This window comes from Pseudoxanthomonas sp. JC1303 (genome assembly GCF_058448525.1).
The window spans coordinates 3,127,473-3,149,564 of record NZ_CP185958.1; the positions used below are offsets into that span (position 1 = coordinate 3,127,473).

General features: G+C 66.3%; 21 protein-coding genes and 9 tRNA genes. 19 read left to right on the forward strand and 11 right to left on the reverse strand.

The window, feature by feature from the left end:
- Positions 1-17: 17 nt before the first annotated feature.
- On the forward strand, positions 18-404 hold the full coding sequence (locus tag ACORQU_RS13955; protein ID WP_491641715.1) for a carboxymuconolactone decarboxylase family protein: 387 nt from the start codon (positions 18-20) through the stop codon (positions 402-404).
- A gap of 238 nt (positions 405-642) precedes the next feature.
- The gene (locus ACORQU_RS13960; RefSeq protein ID WP_491641716.1) at positions 643-1,650 is read left to right on the forward strand and encodes an isocitrate dehydrogenase; all 1,008 of its coding nucleotides are present in this window, start codon (positions 643-645) and stop codon (positions 1,648-1,650) included.
- A 159-nt stretch (positions 1,651-1,809) separates the two neighbouring features.
- Here ACORQU_RS13960 and ACORQU_RS13965 read toward each other — a convergent pair whose 3' ends face one another.
- The 7 genes from ACORQU_RS13965 to ACORQU_RS13995 all read right to left on the reverse strand — a co-directional run bounded on the left by ACORQU_RS13965 (position 1,810) and on the right by ACORQU_RS13995 (position 3,801).
- Complete coding sequence (locus ACORQU_RS13965) at positions 1,810-2,583, reverse strand: Bax inhibitor-1/YccA family protein (RefSeq protein ID WP_271648471.1); 774 nt, start codon at positions 2,581-2,583, stop codon at positions 1,810-1,812.
- A 34-nt stretch (positions 2,584-2,617) separates the two neighbouring features.
- Positions 2,618-2,703 (reverse strand) — tRNA-Leu (locus ACORQU_RS13970).
- A gap of 124 nt (positions 2,704-2,827) precedes the next feature.
- The gene (locus ACORQU_RS13975; RefSeq protein WP_491641717.1) at positions 2,828-3,145 is read right to left on the reverse strand and encodes a carboxypeptidase-like regulatory domain-containing protein; all 318 of its coding nucleotides are present in this window, start codon (positions 3,143-3,145) and stop codon (positions 2,828-2,830) included.
- Between the two features lie 191 nt (positions 3,146-3,336).
- A tRNA-Lys gene (locus ACORQU_RS13980) sits at positions 3,337-3,412 on the reverse strand.
- A gap of 74 nt (positions 3,413-3,486) precedes the next feature.
- A tRNA-His gene (locus tag ACORQU_RS13985) sits at positions 3,487-3,563 on the reverse strand.
- A 37-nt stretch (positions 3,564-3,600) separates the two neighbouring features.
- Positions 3,601-3,677, reverse strand: a tRNA-Arg gene (locus ACORQU_RS13990).
- Positions 3,678-3,724: 47 nt separating this feature from the next.
- A tRNA-Pro gene (locus ACORQU_RS13995) sits at positions 3,725-3,801 on the reverse strand.
- A 249-nt stretch (positions 3,802-4,050) separates the two neighbouring features.
- On the opposite strand from ACORQU_RS13995, the gene tig reads away from it, so the two are divergent.
- The 9 genes from tig to ACORQU_RS14040 all read left to right on the forward strand — a co-directional run bounded on the left by tig (position 4,051) and on the right by ACORQU_RS14040 (position 13,137).
- A complete protein-coding gene (gene tig / locus ACORQU_RS14000; RefSeq protein WP_491641718.1) occupies positions 4,051-5,343 on the forward strand; it encodes a trigger factor in 1,293 nt (430 codons plus the stop codon).
- Between the two features lie 121 nt (positions 5,344-5,464).
- Entirely contained in the window at positions 5,465-6,091 is a 627-nt protein-coding gene (gene clpP / locus ACORQU_RS14005) for an ATP-dependent Clp endopeptidase proteolytic subunit ClpP (protein WP_271646651.1), read from the forward strand.
- 243 nt (positions 6,092-6,334) lie between these two features.
- On the forward strand, positions 6,335-7,621 hold the full coding sequence (clpX, locus tag ACORQU_RS14010) for an ATP-dependent Clp protease ATP-binding subunit ClpX (protein WP_271646650.1): 1,287 nt from the start codon (positions 6,335-6,337) through the stop codon (positions 7,619-7,621).
- Positions 7,622-7,765: 144 nt separating this feature from the next.
- A complete protein-coding gene (lon, locus tag ACORQU_RS14015) occupies positions 7,766-10,210 on the forward strand; it encodes an endopeptidase La (protein WP_491641719.1) in 2,445 nt (814 codons plus the stop codon).
- 133 nt (positions 10,211-10,343) lie between these two features.
- Entirely contained in the window at positions 10,344-10,694 is a 351-nt protein-coding gene (locus ACORQU_RS14020; RefSeq protein WP_491645136.1) for an HU family DNA-binding protein, read from the forward strand.
- Positions 10,695-10,705: 11 nt separating this feature from the next.
- A tRNA-Val gene (locus ACORQU_RS14025) sits at positions 10,706-10,780 on the forward strand.
- A 27-nt stretch (positions 10,781-10,807) separates the two neighbouring features.
- Positions 10,808-10,884, forward strand: a tRNA-Asp gene (locus ACORQU_RS14030).
- A gap of 84 nt (positions 10,885-10,968) precedes the next feature.
- A tRNA-Asp gene (locus ACORQU_RS14035) sits at positions 10,969-11,045 on the forward strand.
- Positions 11,046-11,166: 121 nt separating this feature from the next.
- Positions 11,167-13,137: a SurA N-terminal domain-containing protein gene (locus tag ACORQU_RS14040; protein ID WP_491641720.1), complete on the forward strand. Its 1,971-nt coding sequence runs from the start codon at positions 11,167-11,169 to the stop codon at positions 13,135-13,137.
- 108 nt (positions 13,138-13,245) lie between these two features.
- Here ACORQU_RS14040 and ACORQU_RS14045 read toward each other — a convergent pair whose 3' ends face one another.
- A complete protein-coding gene (locus tag ACORQU_RS14045) occupies positions 13,246-14,415 on the reverse strand; it encodes a lytic transglycosylase domain-containing protein (RefSeq protein WP_491641721.1) in 1,170 nt (389 codons plus the stop codon).
- Positions 14,412-15,188: a hydroxyacylglutathione hydrolase gene (gloB, locus tag ACORQU_RS14050; protein WP_491641722.1), complete on the reverse strand. Its 777-nt coding sequence runs from the start codon at positions 15,186-15,188 to the stop codon at positions 14,412-14,414. Before gloB ends, ACORQU_RS14045 begins: the two co-directional genes overlap by 4 nt.
- Before the next feature lie 46 nt (positions 15,189-15,234).
- Between gloB and ACORQU_RS14055 the strand changes: the two genes are divergently transcribed.
- The 4 genes from ACORQU_RS14055 (at position 15,235) to dnaQ (ending at position 17,685) form a co-directional block, all read left to right on the forward strand.
- Complete coding sequence (locus ACORQU_RS14055; protein WP_491641723.1) at positions 15,235-15,876, forward strand: class I SAM-dependent methyltransferase; 642 nt, start codon at positions 15,235-15,237, stop codon at positions 15,874-15,876.
- A 61-nt stretch (positions 15,877-15,937) separates the two neighbouring features.
- Positions 15,938-16,387: a ribonuclease HI gene (gene rnhA, locus ACORQU_RS14060; RefSeq protein ID WP_491641724.1), complete on the forward strand. Its 450-nt coding sequence runs from the start codon at positions 15,938-15,940 to the stop codon at positions 16,385-16,387.
- On the forward strand, positions 16,384-16,935 hold the full coding sequence (locus ACORQU_RS14065; protein WP_491641725.1) for a GNAT family N-acetyltransferase: 552 nt from the start codon (positions 16,384-16,386) through the stop codon (positions 16,933-16,935). Before rnhA ends, ACORQU_RS14065 begins: the two co-directional genes overlap by 4 nt.
- 3 nt (positions 16,936-16,938) lie before the next feature.
- Positions 16,939-17,685, forward strand: a complete 747-nt coding sequence (dnaQ, locus tag ACORQU_RS14070; protein ID WP_491641726.1) for a DNA polymerase III subunit epsilon — start codon at positions 16,939-16,941, stop codon at positions 17,683-17,685.
- A 204-nt stretch (positions 17,686-17,889) separates the two neighbouring features.
- On the opposite strand, the gene ACORQU_RS14075 is transcribed toward dnaQ, so the two are convergent.
- On the reverse strand, positions 17,890-18,594 hold the full coding sequence (locus tag ACORQU_RS14075) for a PP2C family protein-serine/threonine phosphatase (protein ID WP_271646638.1): 705 nt from the start codon (positions 18,592-18,594) through the stop codon (positions 17,890-17,892).
- A 260-nt stretch (positions 18,595-18,854) separates the two neighbouring features.
- Between ACORQU_RS14075 and ACORQU_RS14080 the strand changes: the two genes are divergently transcribed.
- Together ACORQU_RS14080 and ACORQU_RS14085 are read left to right on the forward strand one after the other, a co-directional pair.
- Positions 18,855-18,944: transfer RNA gene (locus ACORQU_RS14080), tRNA-Ser, on the forward strand.
- A gap of 114 nt (positions 18,945-19,058) precedes the next feature.
- Positions 19,059-19,469, forward strand: coding sequence for a DUF6165 family protein (locus ACORQU_RS14085; protein WP_271646637.1), 411 nt, complete (start codon positions 19,059-19,061; stop codon positions 19,467-19,469).
- A 55-nt stretch (positions 19,470-19,524) separates the two neighbouring features.
- On the opposite strand, the gene ACORQU_RS14090 is transcribed toward ACORQU_RS14085, so the two are convergent.
- Positions 19,525-20,568: a glycosyltransferase family 9 protein gene (locus tag ACORQU_RS14090; protein ID WP_491641727.1), complete on the reverse strand. Its 1,044-nt coding sequence runs from the start codon at positions 20,566-20,568 to the stop codon at positions 19,525-19,527.
- An 18-nt stretch (positions 20,569-20,586) separates the two neighbouring features.
- Between ACORQU_RS14090 and ACORQU_RS14095 the strand changes: the two genes are divergently transcribed.
- Together ACORQU_RS14095 and ACORQU_RS14100 are read left to right on the forward strand one after the other, a co-directional pair.
- Entirely contained in the window at positions 20,587-21,336 is a 750-nt protein-coding gene (locus ACORQU_RS14095; protein WP_491641728.1) for a 3-deoxy-D-manno-octulosonic acid kinase, read from the forward strand.
- Entirely contained in the window at positions 21,337-22,092 is a 756-nt protein-coding gene (locus ACORQU_RS14100) for an MBL fold metallo-hydrolase (RefSeq protein WP_491641729.1), read from the forward strand.

Here is a 22,092-nt window from a genome sequence, read left to right on the forward strand (position 1 = left end):
CCGATTGGAGTTGCACCATGTCAGAGAACGAAACCGATCGCGTCCAGGCCTTCACCGAATTTCGGCAGCGCATGAACCAGCGCATCCTGGCCGAGCCCAATCAGGTCGTCCGTCGCTTCTTCGCGCTGGATACGCAGACCTATCAGGCGGGCGCGCTGGACGTGAAGACCAAGGAACTCCTGGGTCTGGTGGCCTCGATGGTCCTGCGCTGTGACGACTGCATCAGCTACCACGTGGCCCAGTGCAAGGACGCCGGTGTGACCCGCGAGGAGTTCTTCGAGACCTTCTCCGTGGGGCTGGTCGTCGGCGGGTCCATCGTGATTCCGCACCTGCGTCGCGCAGTGGATTTCCTGGACCAGCTCGAAGGCGGAGCGGCCGCGCCGCAAGCGCACGCGCACGATTGATTCGCGCAAACCGGGCGTTTTCAGGTATGTATGGATGATGCATACCTGAATTCGCGTACTCGCGTTTTATGTGAATTTTTTCCGAAATTTGGGTTTCTTGTCCGCTTTTTAGCGGATCTTTATGGTTTTCCGCTGCGTTCCGGTTTTGGGACGATCACTTCAGGTCGGGCATACTGAGGGGACTGAATCTCTTTCCCGCGCATGCCACACCGGCTTGCGCCCCAGTCTGGAACTCCTCATGACGCAAACCATCACGGTCATCCGCGGCGACGGTATCGGCCCGGAAATCATGGACGCCACCCTGTACGTGCTCGACGCACTCAAGGCGGGCCTGACCTACGAAGACGCCGACGCCGGCCTGGTCGCCCTGGAAAAGCATGGCGACCTGCTGCCCGCGCAGACCCTGGCCTCGATCGAGAAGAACAAGGTCGCGCTGAAGAGCCCGCTGACCACGCCGGTGGGCGAGGGCTTCACCTCGATCAACGTGACCATGCGCCGGCATTTCGACCTGTACGCCAACGTGCGTCCGGCGATTTCCTTCCCCAACACCAAGTCGCGCTTCGGCGCGGGTGTGGATCTGATCACGGTGCGCGAGAACACCGAGGGTGCCTACCTGAGCGAGGGCCAGGAAGTCTCGGCTGACGGCGAGACCGCGATCTCAATGACCCGCGTGACCCGCAAGGGCTCCGAGCGCATCGTGCGCTACGCCTTCGACCTGGCCCGCGCCGCCGGCCGCAAGAAGGTGACCCTGGTGCACAAGGCCAACATCATCAAGTCGACCTCGGGCCTGTTCCTGAAGGTCGGGCGCGAAGTGGCCAAGGACTATCCGGACATCGAGTGCAACGAGATGATCGTGGACAACACCTGCATGCAGTTGGTGATGCGTCCGGAGCAGTTCGACATCATCGTGACCACCAACCTGTTCGGCGACATCCTCTCGGACCTGTGCGCCGGTCTGGTTGGCGGCCTGGGCCTGGCGCCGGGCGCCAACATCGGCACCAATGCGGCGATCTTCGAGGCCGTGCACGGCTCGGCGCCGGACATCGCCGGCCAGGGCAAGGCCAATCCCTGCGCGCTGCTGCTCGCCGCCGCGCAGATGCTTGACCACATCGGCCAGCCGGACAACGCAACGCGCCTGCGCAACGCCATCGTGGCCACGCTGGAAGCCAAGGATTCGGTCACCCCGGATCTGGGCGGCACCGGCAACACCATGGGCTTCGCCAAAGCGATCGCCAGCCGCCTGTAACGGCGCGAACATCAGTCCACAAAAAAGGGCGCCGTCGGCGCCCTTTTTTGATGGGAGTGCTGGCTCTTGCGTAGCGCCGAGCTTGCTCGGCGGCTCTCCGCTCAGGTCGTCGGGAAAGCCCAGCGAAGCGAGCTCCGCTCTACACCGCGTACGCGCCGGTCAGTTGCGGGACTGCAGCTTGGACAGCAGACGCAGGAACTCCACGTACAGCCAGACCAGGGTGACCATCAGTCCGAAGGCGCCGTACCACTCCATGTACTTCGGCGCGCCGGCGTCGACGCCGGACTCGATGAAATCAAAGTCCAGCACCAGGTTGAGGGCGGCGACCACCACCACGACCAGGCTGAAGCCAATCCCGATCACGCCCGAGCCATGGATGTAGGAGACGTTCATGCCGAACATCTGCATCACCATCGACACCAGGTACACCAGCGCGATGCCGCCGGTGGCCGCGACCACGCCCAGCTTGAAGTTCTCGGTCGGCTTGATCAGGCCGCTGCGGTAGGCCATCAACAGCGCGAACAGCGTGCCGAAGGTCAACAGCACCGCCTGGAAGACGATGCCGTGGAAGCGCATTTCGTACATCGCCGAGATCGAGCCGAGGAAGAAGCCCTCGACCAGCGCATACAGCGGCGCGGTCACCGGTGACCAGGTCTTCTTGAAGGTGGTGATCAGCGCAAGGATGAGGCCGCCGATCGCGCCGCCAATCATGTAGATGCCTGCGCCGGCCGCCGGGGCCATTTCGCCGTTGGGAAGGGCGATGGTCGACTGATGCCATGCGAACGCAGCGGTCAGCAGGCTGAGGAGCAACAGGAAGCCGGTCTTGTTGACCGTGCCGTTGAGCGTCATCACGCCGCCATCTCGGGTCACGACCCGGCCCGATCCAAGATCGAGGAAGGTGGACTGTTTCAGGGCGGGATTGCCACTGCGGATCATTGCGCCTCCTGGGCTGCCATTCCTTTGTTGATGGTGCGAAAGGGGGGACTCGAACCCCCACGGGGGTTACCCGCTGGAACCTAAATCCAGTGCGTCTACCAATTCCGCCACTTTCGCAAGGTTGTGCGCATTCTACCTCTCCGCCGTCACGGCGCGCGCTGACGATTCTGATCGCCGGCAAGCGATCGCCACGCGGATCGCACAGGGGAGCGGGCAGGCGTTCTGTGCTGTCTCCGGGCGCTCAGCGTCCCGGGTCGTCGGCCTTTGCCGGCAGTGTCACCGTCGTCACGCGCCCGGCCAGGACCGGTGCGCCGCGAGGCTGTGAGAGGGCACTTCCGCGCGCAACGCGGTATTGCCCTGGGGCGAGGTCGTGCGCCTCGAAGCGGCCCTCATGGTCGGCGACGACGCCGACGATGGCGTTGGTCGATTCGCTGACGATGATGATCTGCTCGTCGGGTGCGGCCTGGCCGCGGATCGTGCCGGTGTCCTGGCTGGCATGGCCGTGAAAGCTCGCGGCCAACAGTGCAGCGCCAAGGACGAGCGAAAGGCGAGGCGGCATGGCGTCATCTCGGGAAGGGAAGGAGCTTTTTGGATGTGCCGAAGGTGCGGAAGGTTTACACGTCCGTTGGCGCTCGCGCACGAGGTGCGCGTCCTCGCCCTGTCCCGTGACGCGCAGGGTCGTCGGATTTCCTTGCAGATTCAGCGCATAAGAAAACAGCCACCCGGTTTGCACCGGATGGCTGTCTTGTTTGGTGGGCCGTCAAGGATTCGAACCTTGGACCTATTGATTAAGAGTCAACTGCTCTACCAACTGAGCTAACGGCCCCGAAAACTGGTCGCGCAGTATACGCGATGATTCCGGTTCTGCAACACCCTTTCGGAGCGAAATGGTGCGGAAAGTGGGGTGGCTGAGGGGACTCGAACCCCCGACATCTGGAATCACAATCCAGTACTCTAACCAACTGAGCTACAGCCACCACTGAAAACCGCATCCAGCCCTGTGCGCCGATGCATTGGCGCGCCCGACAGGAATCGAACCTGTAACCGCCGGCTTAGAAGGCCGGTGCTCTATCCAGTTGAGCTACGGGCGCCCGGCTGGAAATGCATCCGGGCCCATCTTGCTGGCCCTTGCTGAGGATGGTCGGGGTAGAGGGATTCGAACCCCCGACATCCTGCTCCCAAAGCAGGCGCGCTACCAGACTGCGCTATACCCCGGAAACTTCAGTGGGCCGGCGACTTGCCGGTGCCTTGCCGGCGATCAGCGCCGGAAAGGACGCGTATTGTCTGGACGCGGAGGGTGCCTGTCAACGAAAACCGCACCCTCGGTGGTCAAACCGCGCCCGATCGGCGAAACTAGCGCGTTCGGCAAGGGCGCTGACCGCTTCAAACGGCCGAGCCCGCCGCCATCCCTTTCTCAACGATAACCCGTGGTCCTGCGAGGCCACGGTTGCAGGAGCCAGTGACATGACCGTTTCCGTCGAATCGACCGGCAGCCTTGGGCGCCGCATGAGTTTCACTCTGCCGGCCGAGCGCCTGGACACCCATATCGGTGGCCGCCTGCGCGAGCTGAGCCAGACCGTGCGCCTGAAGGGCTTCCGTCCTGGCAAGGTGCCGGCCAAGGTGATCGAGCAGCGTTTCGGCAAGCAAGTGCGCGCCGAGGCGCTCGACGGCCTGCTGCGCGAGACCTTCGACTCGGCCGTGCGCGAGCAGGCCCTGCAGCTGGCCGGAAGTCCGCGCCTGGAGCCGGCAGGCGAGGGTGAGCTGGAGTGGGTGGCGACCTTCGAGGTGGTGCCGGACTTCGGTGAGATCGACGTGGCCAAGCTGAGCGTGGTGCGCCACACCGCCGAGGTGACCGACGCCGATATCGATCAGATGATCGAGAACCTGCGCCTGCAGCGCCGCACCTTCCAGCCGGTCGAACGCGGCGCGGCCGAGGGTGATCGCGTCGCGCTGGAAACCTGGTCGCAGGCCGGCGACGAGCGCCTGCCGGCCGAAGGTGCCGAGACCGGGGCCACGCTGATCGGTTCGGGCGTGATGTTCGCCGACATCGAGCAGGCGCTGGTCGGCATGGCCAAGGGCGAAGAAAAGGAAATCACTGTCCAGTTTCCCGCCGACTGGCGGGTGCCGCAGCTGGCCGGCAAGAGCGTGCAGGTGCACCTGAAGGTCACCGACGTGTCCGAATCGGTGCTGCCGCCGGTGGACAAGGAGTTCATCAAGAGCTTCGGCGTGAAGGGTGGCAATGAAGAGCAGTTCCGGGCCGACATCCGCACCAACCTGGAGCGCGAGCTAAAGGGCGCGCTGGCCAATCGCCTGCGCCGCGAAGTCGGCGAGCAGCTGATCGCGGCCTACGCCTCGGTCGAGATGCCCGAGCGCCTGGTCGAGAACGAAGCCCGCGCCATGCTGGCCCAGCAGGTCGAGCAGGCCCGTCGCCAGGGCCAGAACGTGCAGCCGCCGGAAGGTGCGCACCAGGGTTTCATGGATGCCGCCCGCAAGCGCGTCCTGGTCGGCCTGCTGGTGGGCGAGGTCGCCCGTCGCAACGAGCTGCGCCTGGATCCCAAGCGCGTCCAGGAAACCATGCGCCTGATCGCCTCCACCTACGAGGAGCCCGAGCAGGTCATTGAGTTGTACCGCAACGATCCCCAGATGATGTCCGGGCTGCAGGCCCGGGTGATGGAAGAGCAGGTGATCGACTGGATCGCCGAGCGCGCCCAGCACACCGAGCAGGCGCTGTCCTTCCAGGACGCCATCCGGCAGTAACGGCGCTTGGTTTCGCCGTCGGTCCGGCCGCCATGGGCGGCAGGACCGACAGTTGAGGCGGGATCCGGCAATTTCCACGCACGACCCGTGCGGATCCAACAACAAGAAGGTGCCTCACCCCATGGATAACCTGACCAAAGCCCTGAACCTTGTGCCGATGGTGGTCGAGCAGACCAGCCGCGGCGAGCGCGCCTACGACATCTATTCCCGCCTGCTCAAGGAACGCGTGATCTTCCTGGTCGGGCCCGTGGATGACCACGTGGCCAACGTGATCGTGGCGCAGATGCTGTTCCTCGAGGCGGAAAACCCCGAGAAGGACATCAGCTTCTACATCAACTCGCCCGGTGGCGTGGTCACCGCCGGCATGGCCATCTACGACACCATGCAGTACATCAAGCCGGACGTGAGCACCATCTGCGTCGGCCAGGCCGCCTCGATGGGCGCGCTGCTGCTGGCGGCCGGCGCGGCCGGCAAGCGGTACGCGCTGCCGAACTCGCGCGTGATGATCCATCAGCCGCTGGGCGGCTTCCAGGGCCAGGCCACGGACATCGACATCCATGCCCGCGAAATCCTGACCCTGCGGCACCGTCTGAACGAGATCCTGGCCAAGCACACCGGCCAGTCGCTGGAGACCATCGCCCGGGACACCGAGCGCGACAACTTCAAGAGCGCGGCCGACTCCAAGGCGTACGGGCTGGTGGACGAGGTGCTGGAGCGCCGTCCTGACGAATCGATCCAGTCCGCCTGATCGGGGCTGTTCCGCCTCGCGGCACACGAGGCCAGCGCGCGCCGGGCGATCATCCCCGGCGCGTTGCGTTTGCGGGGTATCCGGCCCCCACGGCGCGCCGCGGCCCGGGAATTGCATCTGGATTTCTGCGTTCCGCAGTTCTCCTTTGTTCCCGGCAGCCCCGGCGCGGCACCTGCGCCAAACCGGTGCTATTCTCGAAATCGAATGCCCCCGCGGGGGCCGTAGTGAGTGGGTAAACCAAGCATGAGCGAAGACCGTCAAGGCCGTTCCAGCGACAGCACCAAGATCCTGTACTGCTCGTTCTGCGGCAAAAGCCAGCACGAAGTCCGCAAACTGATCGCGGGCCCCAGCGTGTTCATCTGTGATGAGTGCGTGGAGCTGTGCAACGACATCATCCGCGAGGAGCTGGAGGAGAAGGCCCAGTCGGCGCGCAGCTCGCTGCCCAAGCCGCGCGAGATCCTCGAGGTCCTCGACCAGTACGTGATCGGCCAGCAACGCGCCAAGCGCACGCTCGCGGTGGCCGTCTACAACCATTACAAGCGCATCGAAAGCCGGCAGAAGAGCGACGATGTGGAGTTGGCCAAGTCCAACATCCTGCTGGCCGGGCCGACCGGTTCGGGCAAGACGCTGCTGGCCGAGACGCTGGCGCGCCTGCTCAACGTGCCGTTCACCATCGCCGATGCCACCACGCTGACCGAGGCCGGCTACGTCGGCGAGGACGTGGAGAACATCATCCAGAAGCTGCTGCAGAAGTGCGACTACGATGTCGACAAGGCGCAGCAGGGCATCGTTTACATCGACGAAATCGACAAGATCTCGCGCAAGAGCGAGAACCCGTCGATCACCCGTGATGTGTCCGGTGAGGGTGTGCAGCAGGCCCTGCTGAAGCTGATCGAGGGCACTGTGGCCAGCGTCCCGCCGCAGGGCGGCCGCAAGCATCCGCAGCAGGAATTCCTGCAGGTGGACACCAAGAACATCCTGTTCATCTGTGGTGGTGCCTTCGCCGGGCTGGACAAGATCATCCAGTCGCGCTCCACCGAGGCCAGCGGCATCGGCTTCGGCGCCAAGGTGAAGTCCTCGGAGAAGAAGCCGGAAATCGGCAAGGTCCTGTCCGAGGTCGAGCCGGAAGACCTGATCAAGTTTGGCCTGATTCCCGAGTTCGTCGGCCGCCTGCCCGTGGTCGCCACGCTGGAGGAACTGGACGAAGCGGCGCTGATCAAGATCCTGACCGAGCCCAAGAACGCCATCACCAAGCAGTTCAAGCGCCTGTTCGACATGGAGGGCGTGGAACTGGAGTTCCGTCCCGACGCCTTGTCCGCGATCGCCCGCAAGGCGCTCAAGCGCAAGACCGGCGCCCGTGGCCTGCGCACCATCGTCGAGTCGGTGTTGCTGGACACCATGTACGACCTGCCGTCGCTGGAAAACGTGGGCAAGGTGGTCGTGGACGAGTCGGTCATCGAGCACAAGTCAGAGCCGTATCTGATCTACCAGAACCCGCCGGCGCAGGCCAAGGTGGCCTCGGCCGAGTGATGTGCTAAGGGATTGATGGAAAAGGGGATTCAGATTCCCGCTTGCATCCCCCTGCCGATGGCCCCATAACGGGGCCATCGGCGTTTTTGCGACACCGTTTCGCTGTTGTCCAGGACCGCCCTCCCGCACTTCTTTGGAGCCCCCATGGCCCGTTCCGAACCCCAGATCCTGGACCTGCCCGTGCTGCCGCTGCGCGATGTGGTGGTGTTCCCCCACATGGTCATCCCGCTGTTTGTCGGGCGTGACAAGTCGATGCGCGCACTGGAACAGGCGATGGCCGCCGACAAGCGCATCCTGCTGCTCGCCCAGAAATCGGCCGAGACCGACGACCCGGCCGCCAATGACCTTTATCAGATCGGCACCCTGGCGCAGGTCCTGCAGCTGCTGAAGCTGCCGGACGGGACCATCAAGGTGCTGGTGGAAGGCGTGTCGCGCGTGGCGGTCAGCGAGATCGTCGATCGCGACAGCTCCCTCTACGGCCAGGGCGAGGAAATCGAGGTCGACGAGAACACCGAGTCGCGCGAGGTCGAGGCCGTCGCCCGCTCCTTGATGAGCCTGTTCGAGCAGTACGTCAAGACCAACCGCAAGCTGCCGCCGGAGCTGTTGCAGACGCTGGCCGGCATCGACGAGCCCGGTCGTCTGGCCGATACCATCGCCGCGCACCTGGGCGTTCGGCTCAGCGACAAGCAGAAGCTGCTGGAAACCATCCCGGTCGGCGAGCGGCTGGAGCTGCTGGTGGGCTTTGTCGATGGCGAGATCGATGTGCAGCAGCTGGAGAAGCGCATCCGCGGCCGGGTCAAGTCGCAGATGGAAAAATCCCAGCGCGAGTACTACCTCAACGAGCAGATGAAGGCGATCCAGAAGGAGTTGGGCGAGCTGGACGATGCGCCCAACGAACTGGAGGACCTGGCCCGCAAGATCGCCGAGGCGGGCATGCCCAAGCCGGTGGAAACCAAGGCGCGCGCCGAGCTCAACAAGCTCAAGCAGATGTCGCCGATGTCGGCAGAGGCCGCGGTGGTGCGCAACTACCTGGACTGGCTGCTTGGCGTGCCGTGGAAGAAGCGCAGCAAGGTCCGCAAGGACCTCAAGGTGGCCCAGGAGACGCTGGACGCCGATCACTACGGCCTGGAGAAGGTCAAGGAGCGCATCCTTGAATATCTGGCGGTGCAGTCGCGCGTGAAGCAGATGAAGGGGCCGATCCTGTGCCTGGTCGGACCGCCGGGCGTGGGCAAGACCTCGCTGGGACAATCGATTGCCAAGGCGACCAATCGCAAGTTCGTGCGCATGGCCCTGGGTGGCGTGCGCGACGAGGCCGAGATCCGTGGCCACCGTCGTACCTACGTCGGCTCGATGCCGGGCCGCATCGTGCAGAACCTCAACAAGACCGGGACCAAGAACCCGCTCTTCGTGCTGGACGAGATCGACAAGATGTCGATGGATTTCCGCGGGGACCCGTCTTCGGCGCTGCTGGAGGTGCTCGATCCCGAGCAGAACCACACCTTCAATGACCACTACCTCGAAGTGGACATGGATCTGTCCGACGTGATGTTCGTGGCGACCTCCAACTCGCTGAACATTCCCGGGCCGCTGCTGGACCGCATGGAGGTCATTCGCATCCCCGGTTACACCGAGGAGGAGAAGCTCAACATCGCCCAGCGCTACCTGGTGCCCAAGCAGCTGAAGGCCAACGGGCTGAAGGCCGATGAGCTGAAGATCGAGGAAAGCGCGGTGCGCGACATCGTGCGTTACTACACGCGCGAATCGGGCGTGCGCAACCTGGAGCGCGAGATCGCCAAGATCTGCCGCAAGGTGGTCAAGGAGATCGCGCTGGCTGGCCCGCAGCCGGAGAAGAAGAAGGGCAAGAAGGCCGTCGCCCGCGTCGTGGTCGACGAGAAGAACCTCGAGAAGTACCAGGGCGTGCGTCGCTTCGACTTCGGTCGTGCCGAAGAAGCCAATGAGATCGGCCTGGTCACAGGCCTGGCATGGACGGAAGTCGGTGGCGACCTGCTGCAGATCGAGGTCACCCTGGTGCCCGGCAAGGGCGGCATGACCCTGACCGGTCAGTTGGGCGATGTGATGAAGGAGTCGGCATCGGCCGCGTTGTCGGTGGTGCGCGCCCGTGCCGAGAGCCTGGGGATCGACACCGATTTCCTACAGAAGCAGGACGTGCACCTGCACGTGCCCGATGGCGCCACGCCGAAGGACGGCCCCAGCGCCGGCATCGCGATGGTGACCGCGCTGGTGTCCACCTTGACCCGCAACCCGGTCAAGGCCGAAGTGGCGATGACCGGCGAGATCACGCTGCGCGGCCGTGTCTCGGCCATCGGCGGACTCAAGGAGAAGTTGCTGGCGGCCATGCGCGGTGGCATCACCACCGTGATCATCCCCGAGGAGAACCGCAAGGATCTGGCGGACATTCCCGAGGCGGTGACCAAGGGCATGAAGATCGTGCCGGTGAAGTGGATCGATGAGGTGCTCGACCTGGCCCTGGAGCGACCGGTGGCGCCGGTCGGTGGCAGCGATGGCGGCAAGCAGGTCGATGTGCCGCAGCCACCCAAGCCCACTCCGGCACGTGATGTCAAGCATTGACCTGCTGCGGTTCATGAACCCCAAAACCCGCTGAAACCCGCGCCGTTATTGGGTTTTTTGGTTGCGATAGCGGGGGGCGGCTGGTATAAAAGCCGCACCCCGCGAGCGCCCTTGAGTTGGCACTCGACGCGGGATCCAACCGGCCCGCAGTGGCGCAAGCCCCGGGCCGGTCACTCATTCAGCGGTTGTATGCCGCAAAGGGAGTTATCCAATGAACAAAGCCGAATTGATCGAGGCCGTTGCCAGCCGTTGTGAGCTGAGCAAGGCTGATTCCACCCGCGCCGTCGACGCCGTCGTGGCCAGCATCACCGACGCCCTGAAGGGCGGTGACTCGGTCACCATCGTGGGCTTCGGCACCTTCCAGGTGCGTGGCCGCGCCGCTCGTACGGGCCGCAACCCGAAGACCGGTGAGAACATCGAGATCGCCGCTTCGAAGAATCCTGCATTCAAGGCTGGTAAAGCCCTGAAGGACGCAGTAAACTAGTCAGCTCGCTAGGGTGCTTAGCTCAGCGGTAGAGCGTCTCCTTTACACGGAGAGGGTCGGGGGTTCGAAACCCTCAGCACCCACCAAAGCACCACGGCAATGAGGTTTAGTGCGGAGCGGTAGTTCAGCTGGTTAGAATGCTGGCCTGTCACGCCGGAGGTCGCGGGTTCGAGTCCCGTCCGCTCCGCCAGATGTTCCAAAAGCCCCCGAGCGATTGGGGGCTTTGCTTTCCCTAAAAGAGAAAGCACAAGGTTTGCAACGTGTTTCAAAGTGCGGAGCGGTAGTTCAGCTGGTTAGAATGCTGGCCTGTCACGCCGGAGGTCGCGGGTTCGAGTCCCGTCCGCTCCGCCAGTTGTTCCAAAACGCCCGTCGGCTCAGCCGGCGGGCGTTTTCTTTTGCCTCGCCGTAACGTCGAACTGGGCGTGGAACCACGCTAAACTGCGCGGCTTGCCGAACCAGACGTAACGACTCGATGCTGCAGACACTTCGCGAAAAGACTTCGGGCTGGATCGCCACCGTGGTGATGGGCCTGTTGATCGTCCCGTTCGCTTTCGTGGGCGTGAACCAGTACATGGGCGGGGGCGCGGATAACGCGGTGGCCACCGTCAAGGCGCCGCCGACCTGGTGGACATCCGCGCCAGCGTGGTGGCCGGTTTCGATGGCGTGGCAGCACGAACAGGTCAGTGCGCAGGACTACCAGATGGCGCTGCGCAATGCGCGTCAGCGCCAGCAGGCGCAACTGGGCGAAGCCTTCGATGCACGCGAGTTCGATTCGGCCGACAACAAGCGCAAGGTGCTCGACGACCTGGTGGACCGCAAAGTGGTCGAAATGGCCGCGATGCGCGCCGGTGTGTCGGTGAGCGACCAGGCGCTGCGCGAGGCGATCGCCACCGATCCGAACTTCCAGATCGATGGCAAGTTCAACGGCGCAACCTATAAATCGCTGCTGGCGCAGCAGGGCCTGACGCCCACGACCTACCAGCAGCAGGTGCGTCAGGACATGGCCATCGCGCTGGTGCCGCAGGCCTTGGCGCAGTCCGCCTTCGTGACCGACAAGGAGGTCGAGCAGCTGTTTGGCCTGCTGGGCGAAACGCGCGATGTGACCCTGGCCACGCTGCCCGCACCGGAGCCGGATAACGCGCCGGTGAGCGAGGAGCAGGCCAAGCAGTGGTACACCAGCCACCGAGGTGATTTCCGCAAGCCCGAGCAGGCCAGCGTCGAGTACGTCGAAGTCGATGCAAGCAAGCTGCCGCCGCCGGCCCCGGTGGACGAGGCCGAGTTGCGCAAGCGCTACGAGGCCGAGAAGACCCGCTTCTCTTCCGAGCAGCGTCTGGCCTCGCACATCCTGATTTCGGTGCCGGCCGGGGCCGATGCGGCCACGCAGAAGGCCGCTGAGGAAAAGGCCGCCAAGCTCGCCCAGGAAGCCAAGGCGCCGGGTGCGGATTTCGCCGCGCTGGCCAAGGCCAATTCGCAGGACACCGGTTCTGCGGAGAACGGCGGCGACCTGGGCTGGGTGAGCCGCGGGATGATGGTCGGGCCGTTTGAGGACGCGCTGTTTTCCATCGCCAAGCCGGGTGAGGTGGTCGGGCCGATCAAGACCGACTTCGGCTACCACGTCATCAAGCTGCGGGAGATCAAGGGCGAGGCCGGCAAGCCGTTCGAGGAGGTGCGCGATCAGTTGGCCAACGAGGCCAAGACCGAAGCATTGGCGCGGCAGTACAACGAGGTGGCCGGCAAGCTGGTGACCGCGACACTGGACAACCCCGACACGCTGGCCCCGGCGGCCAAGGCGGCCGACCTGCAGGTGCAGAAGGCCGGGCCGTTCAGTGCGGCCGATGCGCCCGGCGTGCTGGCCAATCCGCTGGTGCTGCGCCAAGTCTTCAATGAGCAGATGATCGCCGATGGCACCGCCAGCCAGCTGATCAAGCTGGATGACCAGCACAGCGTGGTGGTGCGCGTGACCGGGCACAGCGCGGCGCAGGATCGTCCGCTTGAGCAGGTCCACGATCAGGTGGTTGCGGCGGTGCGTGCGGATCGTGCCGCCAAGGCCGCGGAGAAGCAGGCCGATGCGGTGCTGGCCAAGATCAAGAAGGGTGAATCGCTCAAGGCCATCGCCGACGAGGCCAACTACCAGTCCGGTCAGATCCCGGGCCTGCCGCGTGGTGCGCCGATTCCCTCGCGGGCCGGTAACGAGGCCGTCTTTGCCCTCCCGGCACCGGCCGATGGCAAGGTGTCGGCCGGCAAGACGAAGATGGAGGATGGCCGCTACGTGATGTTCACCGTGGACAAGGTCACCCCCGGCGACCCCTCCAAGTTGCCCGAGGCGCAGCGCGACCAGTTCCGCCAGCAGGTGGCACAGGCCTTCGCAGGCGCCGAAGTGGTGGATTACGTGAAGGATGCACGCAAGCGTTTCAAGGTCGAGGTTCACGAAGACCGGCTCTGAGGCGGTGGTCCATGCGCCATGAGAAAAGGCCGCGCTTTCCAGCGCGGCCTTTTTTTGTTCAAGGGCTCGGATGGCCGGCACCGTGGAGGCAGGCCCGACGCCTTGCGATCAGGGCGACGGCGCCGCCAGCTGCAGGACCATGCCCGGCTTGATGACCGACTTGGCGTTGAGTCCGTTCCACTGGAGCAACTGCTGGGGACGCAGGCCGTAGCGATGGGCGATGGACCACACCGAATCGCCACGTGCCACGGTGTGCGAGCGCGTCGCGGTCGGGGCCTGCGCACGGCGTGCGAGGAAAGGGGCCTGCTGGTCGGCTTGCAGGCCGGCGTCGGATTCGGCGCCCACCAGGTCGCTGGCCGTGATCGTGGGCGCGACGCCGTCCGCGGCTGGGGCCAGCACCCATAGCGACTCACCGGTGAAACCGTGCAGCCGCGACAGTGCCGGGTTCAGGCCGGCCAGCTGACCGGCGTCATGACCTTCGCGTTGTGCCCAATGGGCCAGCGTGCCGAAATCGGAGGGAAGCTGCAGCGGCTGCAGGCGCGGCACCGGTCGGTGCAGGGACGCGACCCACGCGGGGTCCGTGCCGGCCTGCTCCAGGCTGCAGGCCAGGGCATGCAGCTTCTGCACGTAGGTGTAGGTGACCCGGGACAGGCCGGGCAGCTTGGCTGGGCGTGCCGTGCTGGCGTTCACCCCGGCCTTGCGCAGAGATTGCAGGACCCGATTCTCGCCCGCGTTGTAGGCCATCACGGCCAGGCGCCAGTTGCCCCCGAACATCCCGTGCAGGGTCTTGAGATAGCGCACCGCCGCCTGGGTCGAATCCACCGGAGACAGTCTCCCGTCATACCCCTTGCGCACGCGCACGCCATGGTTGCGCGCGGTCAGCGAGACGAACTGCCACAGACCCGACGGGCCGTTGCCGCTGCTGGCACCAGGGTGATAGCCGCTTTCCACGAACGGGATCAGGGCGAACTCGGTCGGCAGGTCCGCATCGCGCATCGCGCCGACCACGTAACCGAACAACGGCAGGATATCGTCGCTTTCGTCGGCCAGTCGTGCCGGGGCACGGCTGAAATGCCGTTGCCACTGGGCATCACTGGCCTGGGGCGTGCAGTCCGGCTCGGCCAGGCCGTCCCGGAACTGCTGGTAGATCAGCGTGCCGTCCAGCGTGTCGGCCGGCGCATTACCCGACGGGGTAGGGTGATCGGTCGATTGCGCCCACGCGGCGCAGCTGCCACCAGCCGCCGCCAGCAGGCAGAGGGCGAGCACCGCACGCCTCATGCGCGAAAGCCGTCCTTCCATCGGCGCAGGCCGGCAAAGGTCTCCACGCGGCTGTCCGCAGCCTGGCCCAGCCATGCGTCGACCGCGTGCCTGACCTCGGGAACATCCACCCGCAGGAACGGGTTGGTCGCGCGCTCGGTGGCCAGAGTCACCGGAAGTGTGGGCCGCCCCTGCGCACGCAGTGCATCGACCTCGCGTGCGCGGGCGTGCAGGGCGGCGTTACCGGGCTCGACCGCCAAGGCGAAGGCTGCGTTCGACTGGGTGTATTCGTGCCCGCAGCACACGGGGGTGTCATCCGGCAGCGCGGCCAGGGCATCCAGTGACGCCAGCATCTGCGCCGGCGTCCCCTCGAACAGCCGCCCGCAGCCGAGGCTGAACAAGGTGTCACCCGAAAACAGTTCGCCACCTGTCTCCTGGCGGTGGAAGGCCACGTGGCTCCGCGTGTGCCCGGGAACGAAGATGGCGCGAAATGCCATCCCGGCCGCCGTGACGATTTCCCCGTCGCCCACCCGATGGGTCGCAGTGGTGATGCGTTCATCGTCTGCGGCAATCACCGGCAGATCAGGCCACTGGGCCAGCAGCGCGCCGACACCACCGCAGTGATCGTCATGGTGGTGGGTCACCAGGATGGCGGCCGGCCGCAGGCCCTGCTGGGCGGCGGCCAGCACCGGCGCGGCCTCACCCGGGTCCACGATGACCGCGTCGCCTTCCTCTCCCTCCAGAACCCAGATGTAGTTGTCGGAAAAGGCGGTGAGCGCGGTGAGTGCAGGCATGGGCTTCGGTCGGCAGACGCGGGAGCGTCCTCTACAATCCCCGACCATGCCTGCCGCCGCCTCCCAACGTCAACCCGAGCCCCTGGCATGGTTCGGGACCGCCGATGGCCAACGCCTGCTGGCGGCCGAACAGCAGCGGATCGCCGCGATCCTGGCCGCCAAGGCGGCCGCGCCGACGCTGTGGTTGCATCCGGGCGGCGGCGCCGGCGTCTCGGTGGTGGCCGCCGATGTGACGCTGCGGGCCAGGCCCGGTGGGTTCGACGGCCCGCTGCGATGTGGACCTTCGCTCCCGCTGGCCTCGGATAGCTTCAGCGCGGTGGTGCTGCAGCATGTGCCCGAAAATGGGGTTCGCGGGGTGTTGGCCGAATGCGCCCGCGTGCTCGAGCCTGGCGGCCGCCTGTGGATGTTCGCACTCAACCCGGTCAGTCCCTACCGGCTGCGCTGGCGCCGCACGGGCCTGTCGATCCGTGGCCCCGGGCGCTGGCGGCGCAACCTGGAGGACGCCGGGCTGGATTGCAGCCAGCACCCGCCGCAGTGGCTGGGGCCCGCCTGGCGCGGCAGCGGGAGCGGGAGCGCGCCGTCCATGATGCGTGCGATCTGCCTGCTGCAGGCCGACAAGCGCGGTCCGGACCTGATCCTCAGGCCGAGCCGCCCGCCGCGCTGGCAGGGGGGCGCGGTGCCGGCATGAGCCGGGCGCAACTGGCTCCCTTTTTTTCAAACAGCGCCTGGCGCTCCGCATCGGAACACGCATGAAGCAGATCACCATCAACTCCGACGGCTCCTGCCTCGGCAATCCGGGGCCCGGCGGCTGGGGCGCGCTGCTGCGCTACGGCAAGATCGAGCGCGAGCTCTCCGGTGGCGAGGCGCACACGACCAACAACCGCATGGAGCTGATGGCGGCGATCATGGCGCTGGAAGCCCTGACCGAGCCCTGTCAGGTGACCTTGATCACCGACTCCCAATACGTGCGCCAGGGCATCACCGAATGGATGCCCGGCTGGATCCGCAAGAACTGGAAGACGGCCGGCGGCGGCGCGGTCAAGAATCGCGAGCTTTGGGAACGTCTGCAGGCCGCCACCCAGCGCCACCAGATCGACTGGCGCTGGGTGAAGGGTCACTCGGGCAATGCCGACAACGAGCGTGTCGACGTGCTGGCACGCGATGCCGCCATCGCTGTGCGCGATGGCGCTGCCGCGTGAGCGCGTCCGGCGACGAGGACACCCTGGCGCTGCGGACTGCGCGCCTGGCGCTGCACTACCCGAGCGGCAGCGCCCGTGATGCCGCGCTGATGCTGGCGGTGATGAACGATCCGGCGTTCATCGCCCACGTGCGTGACAGCGGCGTGCGCGACCTGGACGCCGCCCATCGTGCCTTGCAGCTTGGTCCCATGGCCTATCGCGCCAGCAACGGACTGGGCCTGTGCCGGGTGGTCGAGGCCGCCAGCGATCGCGATATCGGCCAGATCGGCCTGGTCACGCGCGAGGGCTTACCGGCGCCGGACCTGGGTTACGCCTTTCTGCCCGGAGCGCGCGGGCAGGGCTACGCGACAGAAGCCGGGCGCGCGGTGCTGGACCATGCGCGCCAGGTGCTGCGGCTGCCGCGCGTGCTGGCGCTGGTGTCGCCAGGCAATACCGCCTCGCTGGCGGTCCTGGACCGGCTGGGCTTCACCTTTGAGACAATGACGCAGCTGCCGGGCGTGGACCACGTCCTGCGGCAGTTTTCCATCACGCTGCACGAGGAGCGCTAGCCCATGCGCCAGATCATCCTGGATACCGAGACCACCGGCCTGGAATGGAAGAAGGGCAACCGGGTCGTGGAAATCGGCTGCGTGGAGCTGATCGAGCGCCGGCCCAGCGGTCGCAATTTCCACAAGTACCTCAAGCCGGACTGCGCGTTCGAGCCCGGTGCGCAGGAGGTCACGGGACTGACCCTGGAGTTCCTGGCCGACAAGCCGGACTTCACCGAAGTGGTCGAGGAGTTCCTGGACTACATCCGCGGCGCGGAAGTGATCATCCACAACGCGGCCTTCGACGTGGGCTTCCTGGACAACGAGCTGGCGCTGGCCGGCCCGCAGCATGGCCGCATGACCGATCACTGCACGGTCATCGATACCCTGGCCATGGCGCGCGAGCAGTTCCCGGGGCAGCGCAATTCGCTGGACGCGCTATGCAAGCGGCTGGGCGTGGACAACACCCACCGGCACCTGCATGGCGGCCTGCTCGACGCCCAGATCCTGGCCGATGTCTATATCGCGCTGACGTCTGGGCAGGAGGAGATCGGCTTCGGCCTGCCGCAGGACGGACAGGCGCGTGCCGAGCCGGTGCGCCATGCCTTCGATGCCAGCAATGTCGGCCTGCGCGCCCGGGTCATGCCCACACCGGCCGAACTTGAAGCCCACGCCGCCCGGCTCGAGAAGCTGCGGTCCAAGGGGGGCGGCACCTGCCTGTGGGACATGGTGGAAGCCCCCGCAGTGGCGCAGACGTTGCAGCCGGCCTGATCCTCCAGGCCCGCTGGGCTCAGCTGCAGCGGACCAGGATCGCGGTGACGTTGTCCGCTAACGCGCCAGCGCATTCGCGCGGGCGCCCCGCGATTTGGCTTTGCCAGAACCCGGGCCCCGTCTCACCGGCATCCAGACCCCCGCCGCTTTGCGGCCGCCCCCTGACTCAAGGGGCCATGCGTCAGGCATGTCGCGGAGTCCGGCTCAGCTGCAGCGCACCAGGATGGCGGTGACGTTGTCCGAGCCGCCGCCATCGAGCGCGGCCGCAATCAGCGTATCGACGCACTCCTGCGCACTGCAGTCGTCCTGGCGCAGGGTGTCGGCGATGCCGCGGTCGTCCACCTCCTCGGTCAGGCCGTCGCTGCACAGCAGCAGCTGCATGCCTGGGCGCAGCTCGCCGGTGAGGGTTTCCACGTTGAGCTGGGCCGGATCGGTGACGCCCAGGGCCTGGGTGACCACGTTGCGGTGCGGGTGGGAGCGCGCCTGCTCGCTGGTCAGGGCGCCCTGGGCAATCAGCTCCTGCACGTAGCTGTGGTCCTGGCTGAGCTGGGCCAACTGACCATCGCGCCACAGGTAGGCGCGGCTGTCGCCGACCCAGGCCACCTCGAAGCGGTTGCCATGGACCCGCGCAGCGACCACGGTGGTGCCCATGGGCAGGGAGTCGTTGCGGCGCCGCGAGGTCCGGATGATTTCCTCATCGGCCACGCGGATGGCCTGCCCGAGCGACTTGCCTTGGCGAATCTCGCGCACGATGGTTTCGCGGGCCAGGGCGCTGGCCACCTCGCCGCAGGCGTGCCCGCCCATTCCGTCGGCGACCAGCCAGAGCCCCAGCTCGGTGTCGCCGTAATAGGTGTCTTCGTTGAGGGCGCGCCGCAGGCCGACATGGCTGAGGTGTCCGAACTCGATCATGAGGACCTTTTGTCGCCCTGTCTGTCACAAACCAGAACGACATGATCGCGGCGAACAGGACAGGCCACAAGCACAGCGGGGGCTTTCGAACGAGCGTGGCAGGCGCGCGTGACGCGATGCCCGGCCCGATCGGGACCGGCTGCCCGGGTGAGCGGAGCAGGCCCGGCGGCGCGGTGCTTGTCCGCAGGAGAGCGGCCCCGTATCATGCGCAACCCCGGAACGACCGCCGGGACCGGCGCCAAGGCGGCGGTGCACCACCCGGAGAGGTGGCAGAGTGGTCGAATGTACCTGACTCGAAATCAGGCGTACGTGCAAGCGTACCGTGGGTTCGAATCCCACCCTCTCCGCCATGTTCCACAGAACGGCCCCACGGGGCCGTTCTGCTTTTCAGCGTCTGCCCGGGCCGTGCGTGCGCGGCGGTGGCCGTTAGACTTGCCACTTCTCTTTCCGTTTGCGGTGCGCCCATGTCCGAGATCCTGACCCCCGTTTCCTACGGCGAGCTGCTCGACAAGATCTCCATCCTGCAGATCAAGTCCGAGCGCATGCGCGACCCGGACAAGCTGGCTAACGTGCGCAAGGAGCTGTCCGCCCTGGAGAAGACATGGATGGCCCATCCGGCCGCCGTCCAGGACGTGGCCAAGCTGCGTGCCGACCTGAAGGCCGTCAACGAGCGCCTGTGGGTGATCGAGGACGACATCCGCGTCAAGGAGAAGGCCCAGGCCTTCGACGAGGAGTTCATCCGCCTGGCGCGCAGCGTGTACTTCGAGAATGACACTCGCGCGCGGATCAAGAAGGACATCAACGTGGCGCTGGGTTCGGCCTACGTGGAGGAGAAGTCCTACGAGGATTATGCCTCCGGCGCTGCCGCACCCTAGGCACCAAGCCAGTCGCTGTTGAGCGGGACAGCGGCGCCCGGCGTTGTTCCTGGTCTCAGCGCTGCGCGTCGGCGCGATAGCGCTCGAAGGCGGCGATCGCGTCCTCGGTCGTGACCAGCTGCATCACCTCGTCGAATTCGATCTTGGTCCCCCACTTGAGCGCGCTGGCCGGTTTGCCCAGGAACTTGCGCGCTGCGTCGTCGTAGCGGTCCACGCAATAGCGCACGTCCGAATACGGGCCGCTGCGGCGCGGGTTGCTGGCCGCGTGCAGCCCCAGCACCTTGGTCCCCATGGCATTGGCGATGTGCATCGGCCCGGAGTCGGGGGTGACCACCAGATTGGCGCGGGCCAGCAATGCGGGCAGCTGCTTGAGGGTGTCCTTGCCCACCAGGTCCAGCACCGGGCCGCGCATCTGCGCGGCGATGGCGTCGGCCGTCTCGCCCTCCAGGGCGCTGCGGCCACCGCACAGCACCACGCGCCAGCCCTGGGCGATGGCGTGGTCGGCCAGCGCGGCATAGCGGTCGGCATACCAGTTGCGCCGGACGTGGCTGGAGCAGGGCGAGATCATCAGCACGGGCTGGTCGTCCTGTGGCCACTGGGCCGCCGCCCAGTCCCAGGCCTCGTCCGGCACCGGCAGGTCCCAGGTCACCGCGTCCTGCTTCAGGCCCAGCGGTTCGCAGAAACTGCCGATGGCATCGAGCACATGGATGCCGGGGCGGTCGGCGATGCGCTCGTTGATGAAAAGTCCATGCAGGTCCTTGGAACGGCCGCGGTCGTAGCCGATGCGCCGACGCGCCGGCACGAAGGCCGACAACACGTTGGCCCGGAAGGCGACCTGCATCTGCAGCAGGGCGTCGAAGCGTCCGGGCAAGCTGCCGCGCAGCGCGCGCATGCCGGCCAGCCCGGTCTTCTTGTCGTACACGTGGAAGCGCACGTCTGGCAGCCCTTCGAGCAGCTTGCGGCCACCGCCGTCGATGATCCAGTCCAGTTCGAGCTGCGGCCAGGCGCGCTGCAGGGTCCGCACCAGCGGCACGACATGGGTGACATCGCCCAGCGCGGACAGGCGCAGCAGGCACAAGGACTCAGGAGCGTTGGACAATGTTGATAGACTCGCGCGATGGCCGCTTTTGACGCGACGGAAGTTCTGGTGCCGTACCGCGAAGAGCGCGGCTACGGGGCAATTCTGTTCGACCGCCAGCGGCTGCGGCAAGCCGACGCCCAATGGTTGGACCCAGCCTACTGGGGTGAGCGGGCACGCCCGGTGGAAAGTGGTGGGCGCGGCGGCGCCTGGTTCATCGACGCGCCCTTCGGACCGAGCCTGCTGCGTCTCTATCTGCGCGGGGGCATGGCCGCCAGCCTCAGTACGGACCGCTACCTGTGGCGGGGCGCCAATCGCACCCGCAGTTTCGCCGAGTTCCGCCTGACCCGCGAGCTGCATGCCAAGGGCTTGCCGGTGCCGCGGCCCTACGTGGCCAGCTACTTGCGCGATGGCATGACCTATCGTGCCGCGCTGCTGATGGAGCGCCTGCCGGAAGTGCGCTCGCTGGCCGACCGGTTCCAGGTGGCGGGCAGCGACGCCCCGCTCGAGGAGGCCGGGCGGCTGATCGCGCGCTTTCATCGCGCCGGGCTGGACCATGCCGACCTCAATGCGCACAACATCCTGTTCGATCCGCAGGGGCGGGGCTGGTTGATCGACTTCGACCGTGGCGTGCTGCGCATTCCCGCCACGCGCTGGCGCGAGGCCAACCTGTCGCGACTGCGCCGGTCCCTGATCAAGCTGCGCGGCGAGCGCAGCGCGGAGGAGGCGGGCTACGACTTCGCCCGCCTGCGCCGGGCCTACGACCGTGCCTGGGAGCAGGGTTTCTAGATGGCCTGGACACTGCGGTTCCAGGGCGTCGGCAATGCGTCGGCGGTGGAACTGGGGTCTGCGATGGCGACCCTGGAACGCGACGGCGCCCCGTGGCTGACGATCGACTGCGGCAGCGAGGGCCTGGAGGCCTTCATCGGCCACTACGGCCATGCGCCTTCGGCGGTATTCGTCACCCACACCCACCTGGATCACGTGGGAGGCTTCGAGCGGCTGTTTGGCAGCGCCTATTTCAATCCGCAGCGGCGCGGCCACGTGCTGCTCTACGTCCCGGCGCCGATCGTGCCGCTGCTCCACCAGCGCGTGGCGGAATATCCGAATGTCCTGGCCGAGGGAGGGGCGAACTTCTGGGATGCCTTTCGGCTGGTGCCGGTGGGGGAGGCGTTCTGGCATGACGGGGTGCGGCTGGAGGTGTTCCCGGTGCGTCATCACTGGCCGCAGACGGCTTTCGGCCTGCGCCTGCCGGGCTCGGTGGTCTGGACCGGGGATACGCGCCCCATCCCGGAAGTCCTCGCCCGTTATGCCGATGCCGATGAGCTCATCGCCCATGACTGCGCCCTGCACGGCAATCCCTCGCACAGCGGCATCGATGACCTGGAGCGTGAATATCCGCCGAGCCTGTTGGCGAGATGCGTGCTGTACCACCACGCCAGTGCCGCCGATGCGCAGGCGCTGGCCGGACGTGGTCACCACGTGGCGTTGCCGGGGCAGGTGCTAGCCTTGCGAGATCCAAGGACCGCCCGCATCTCGATCTGA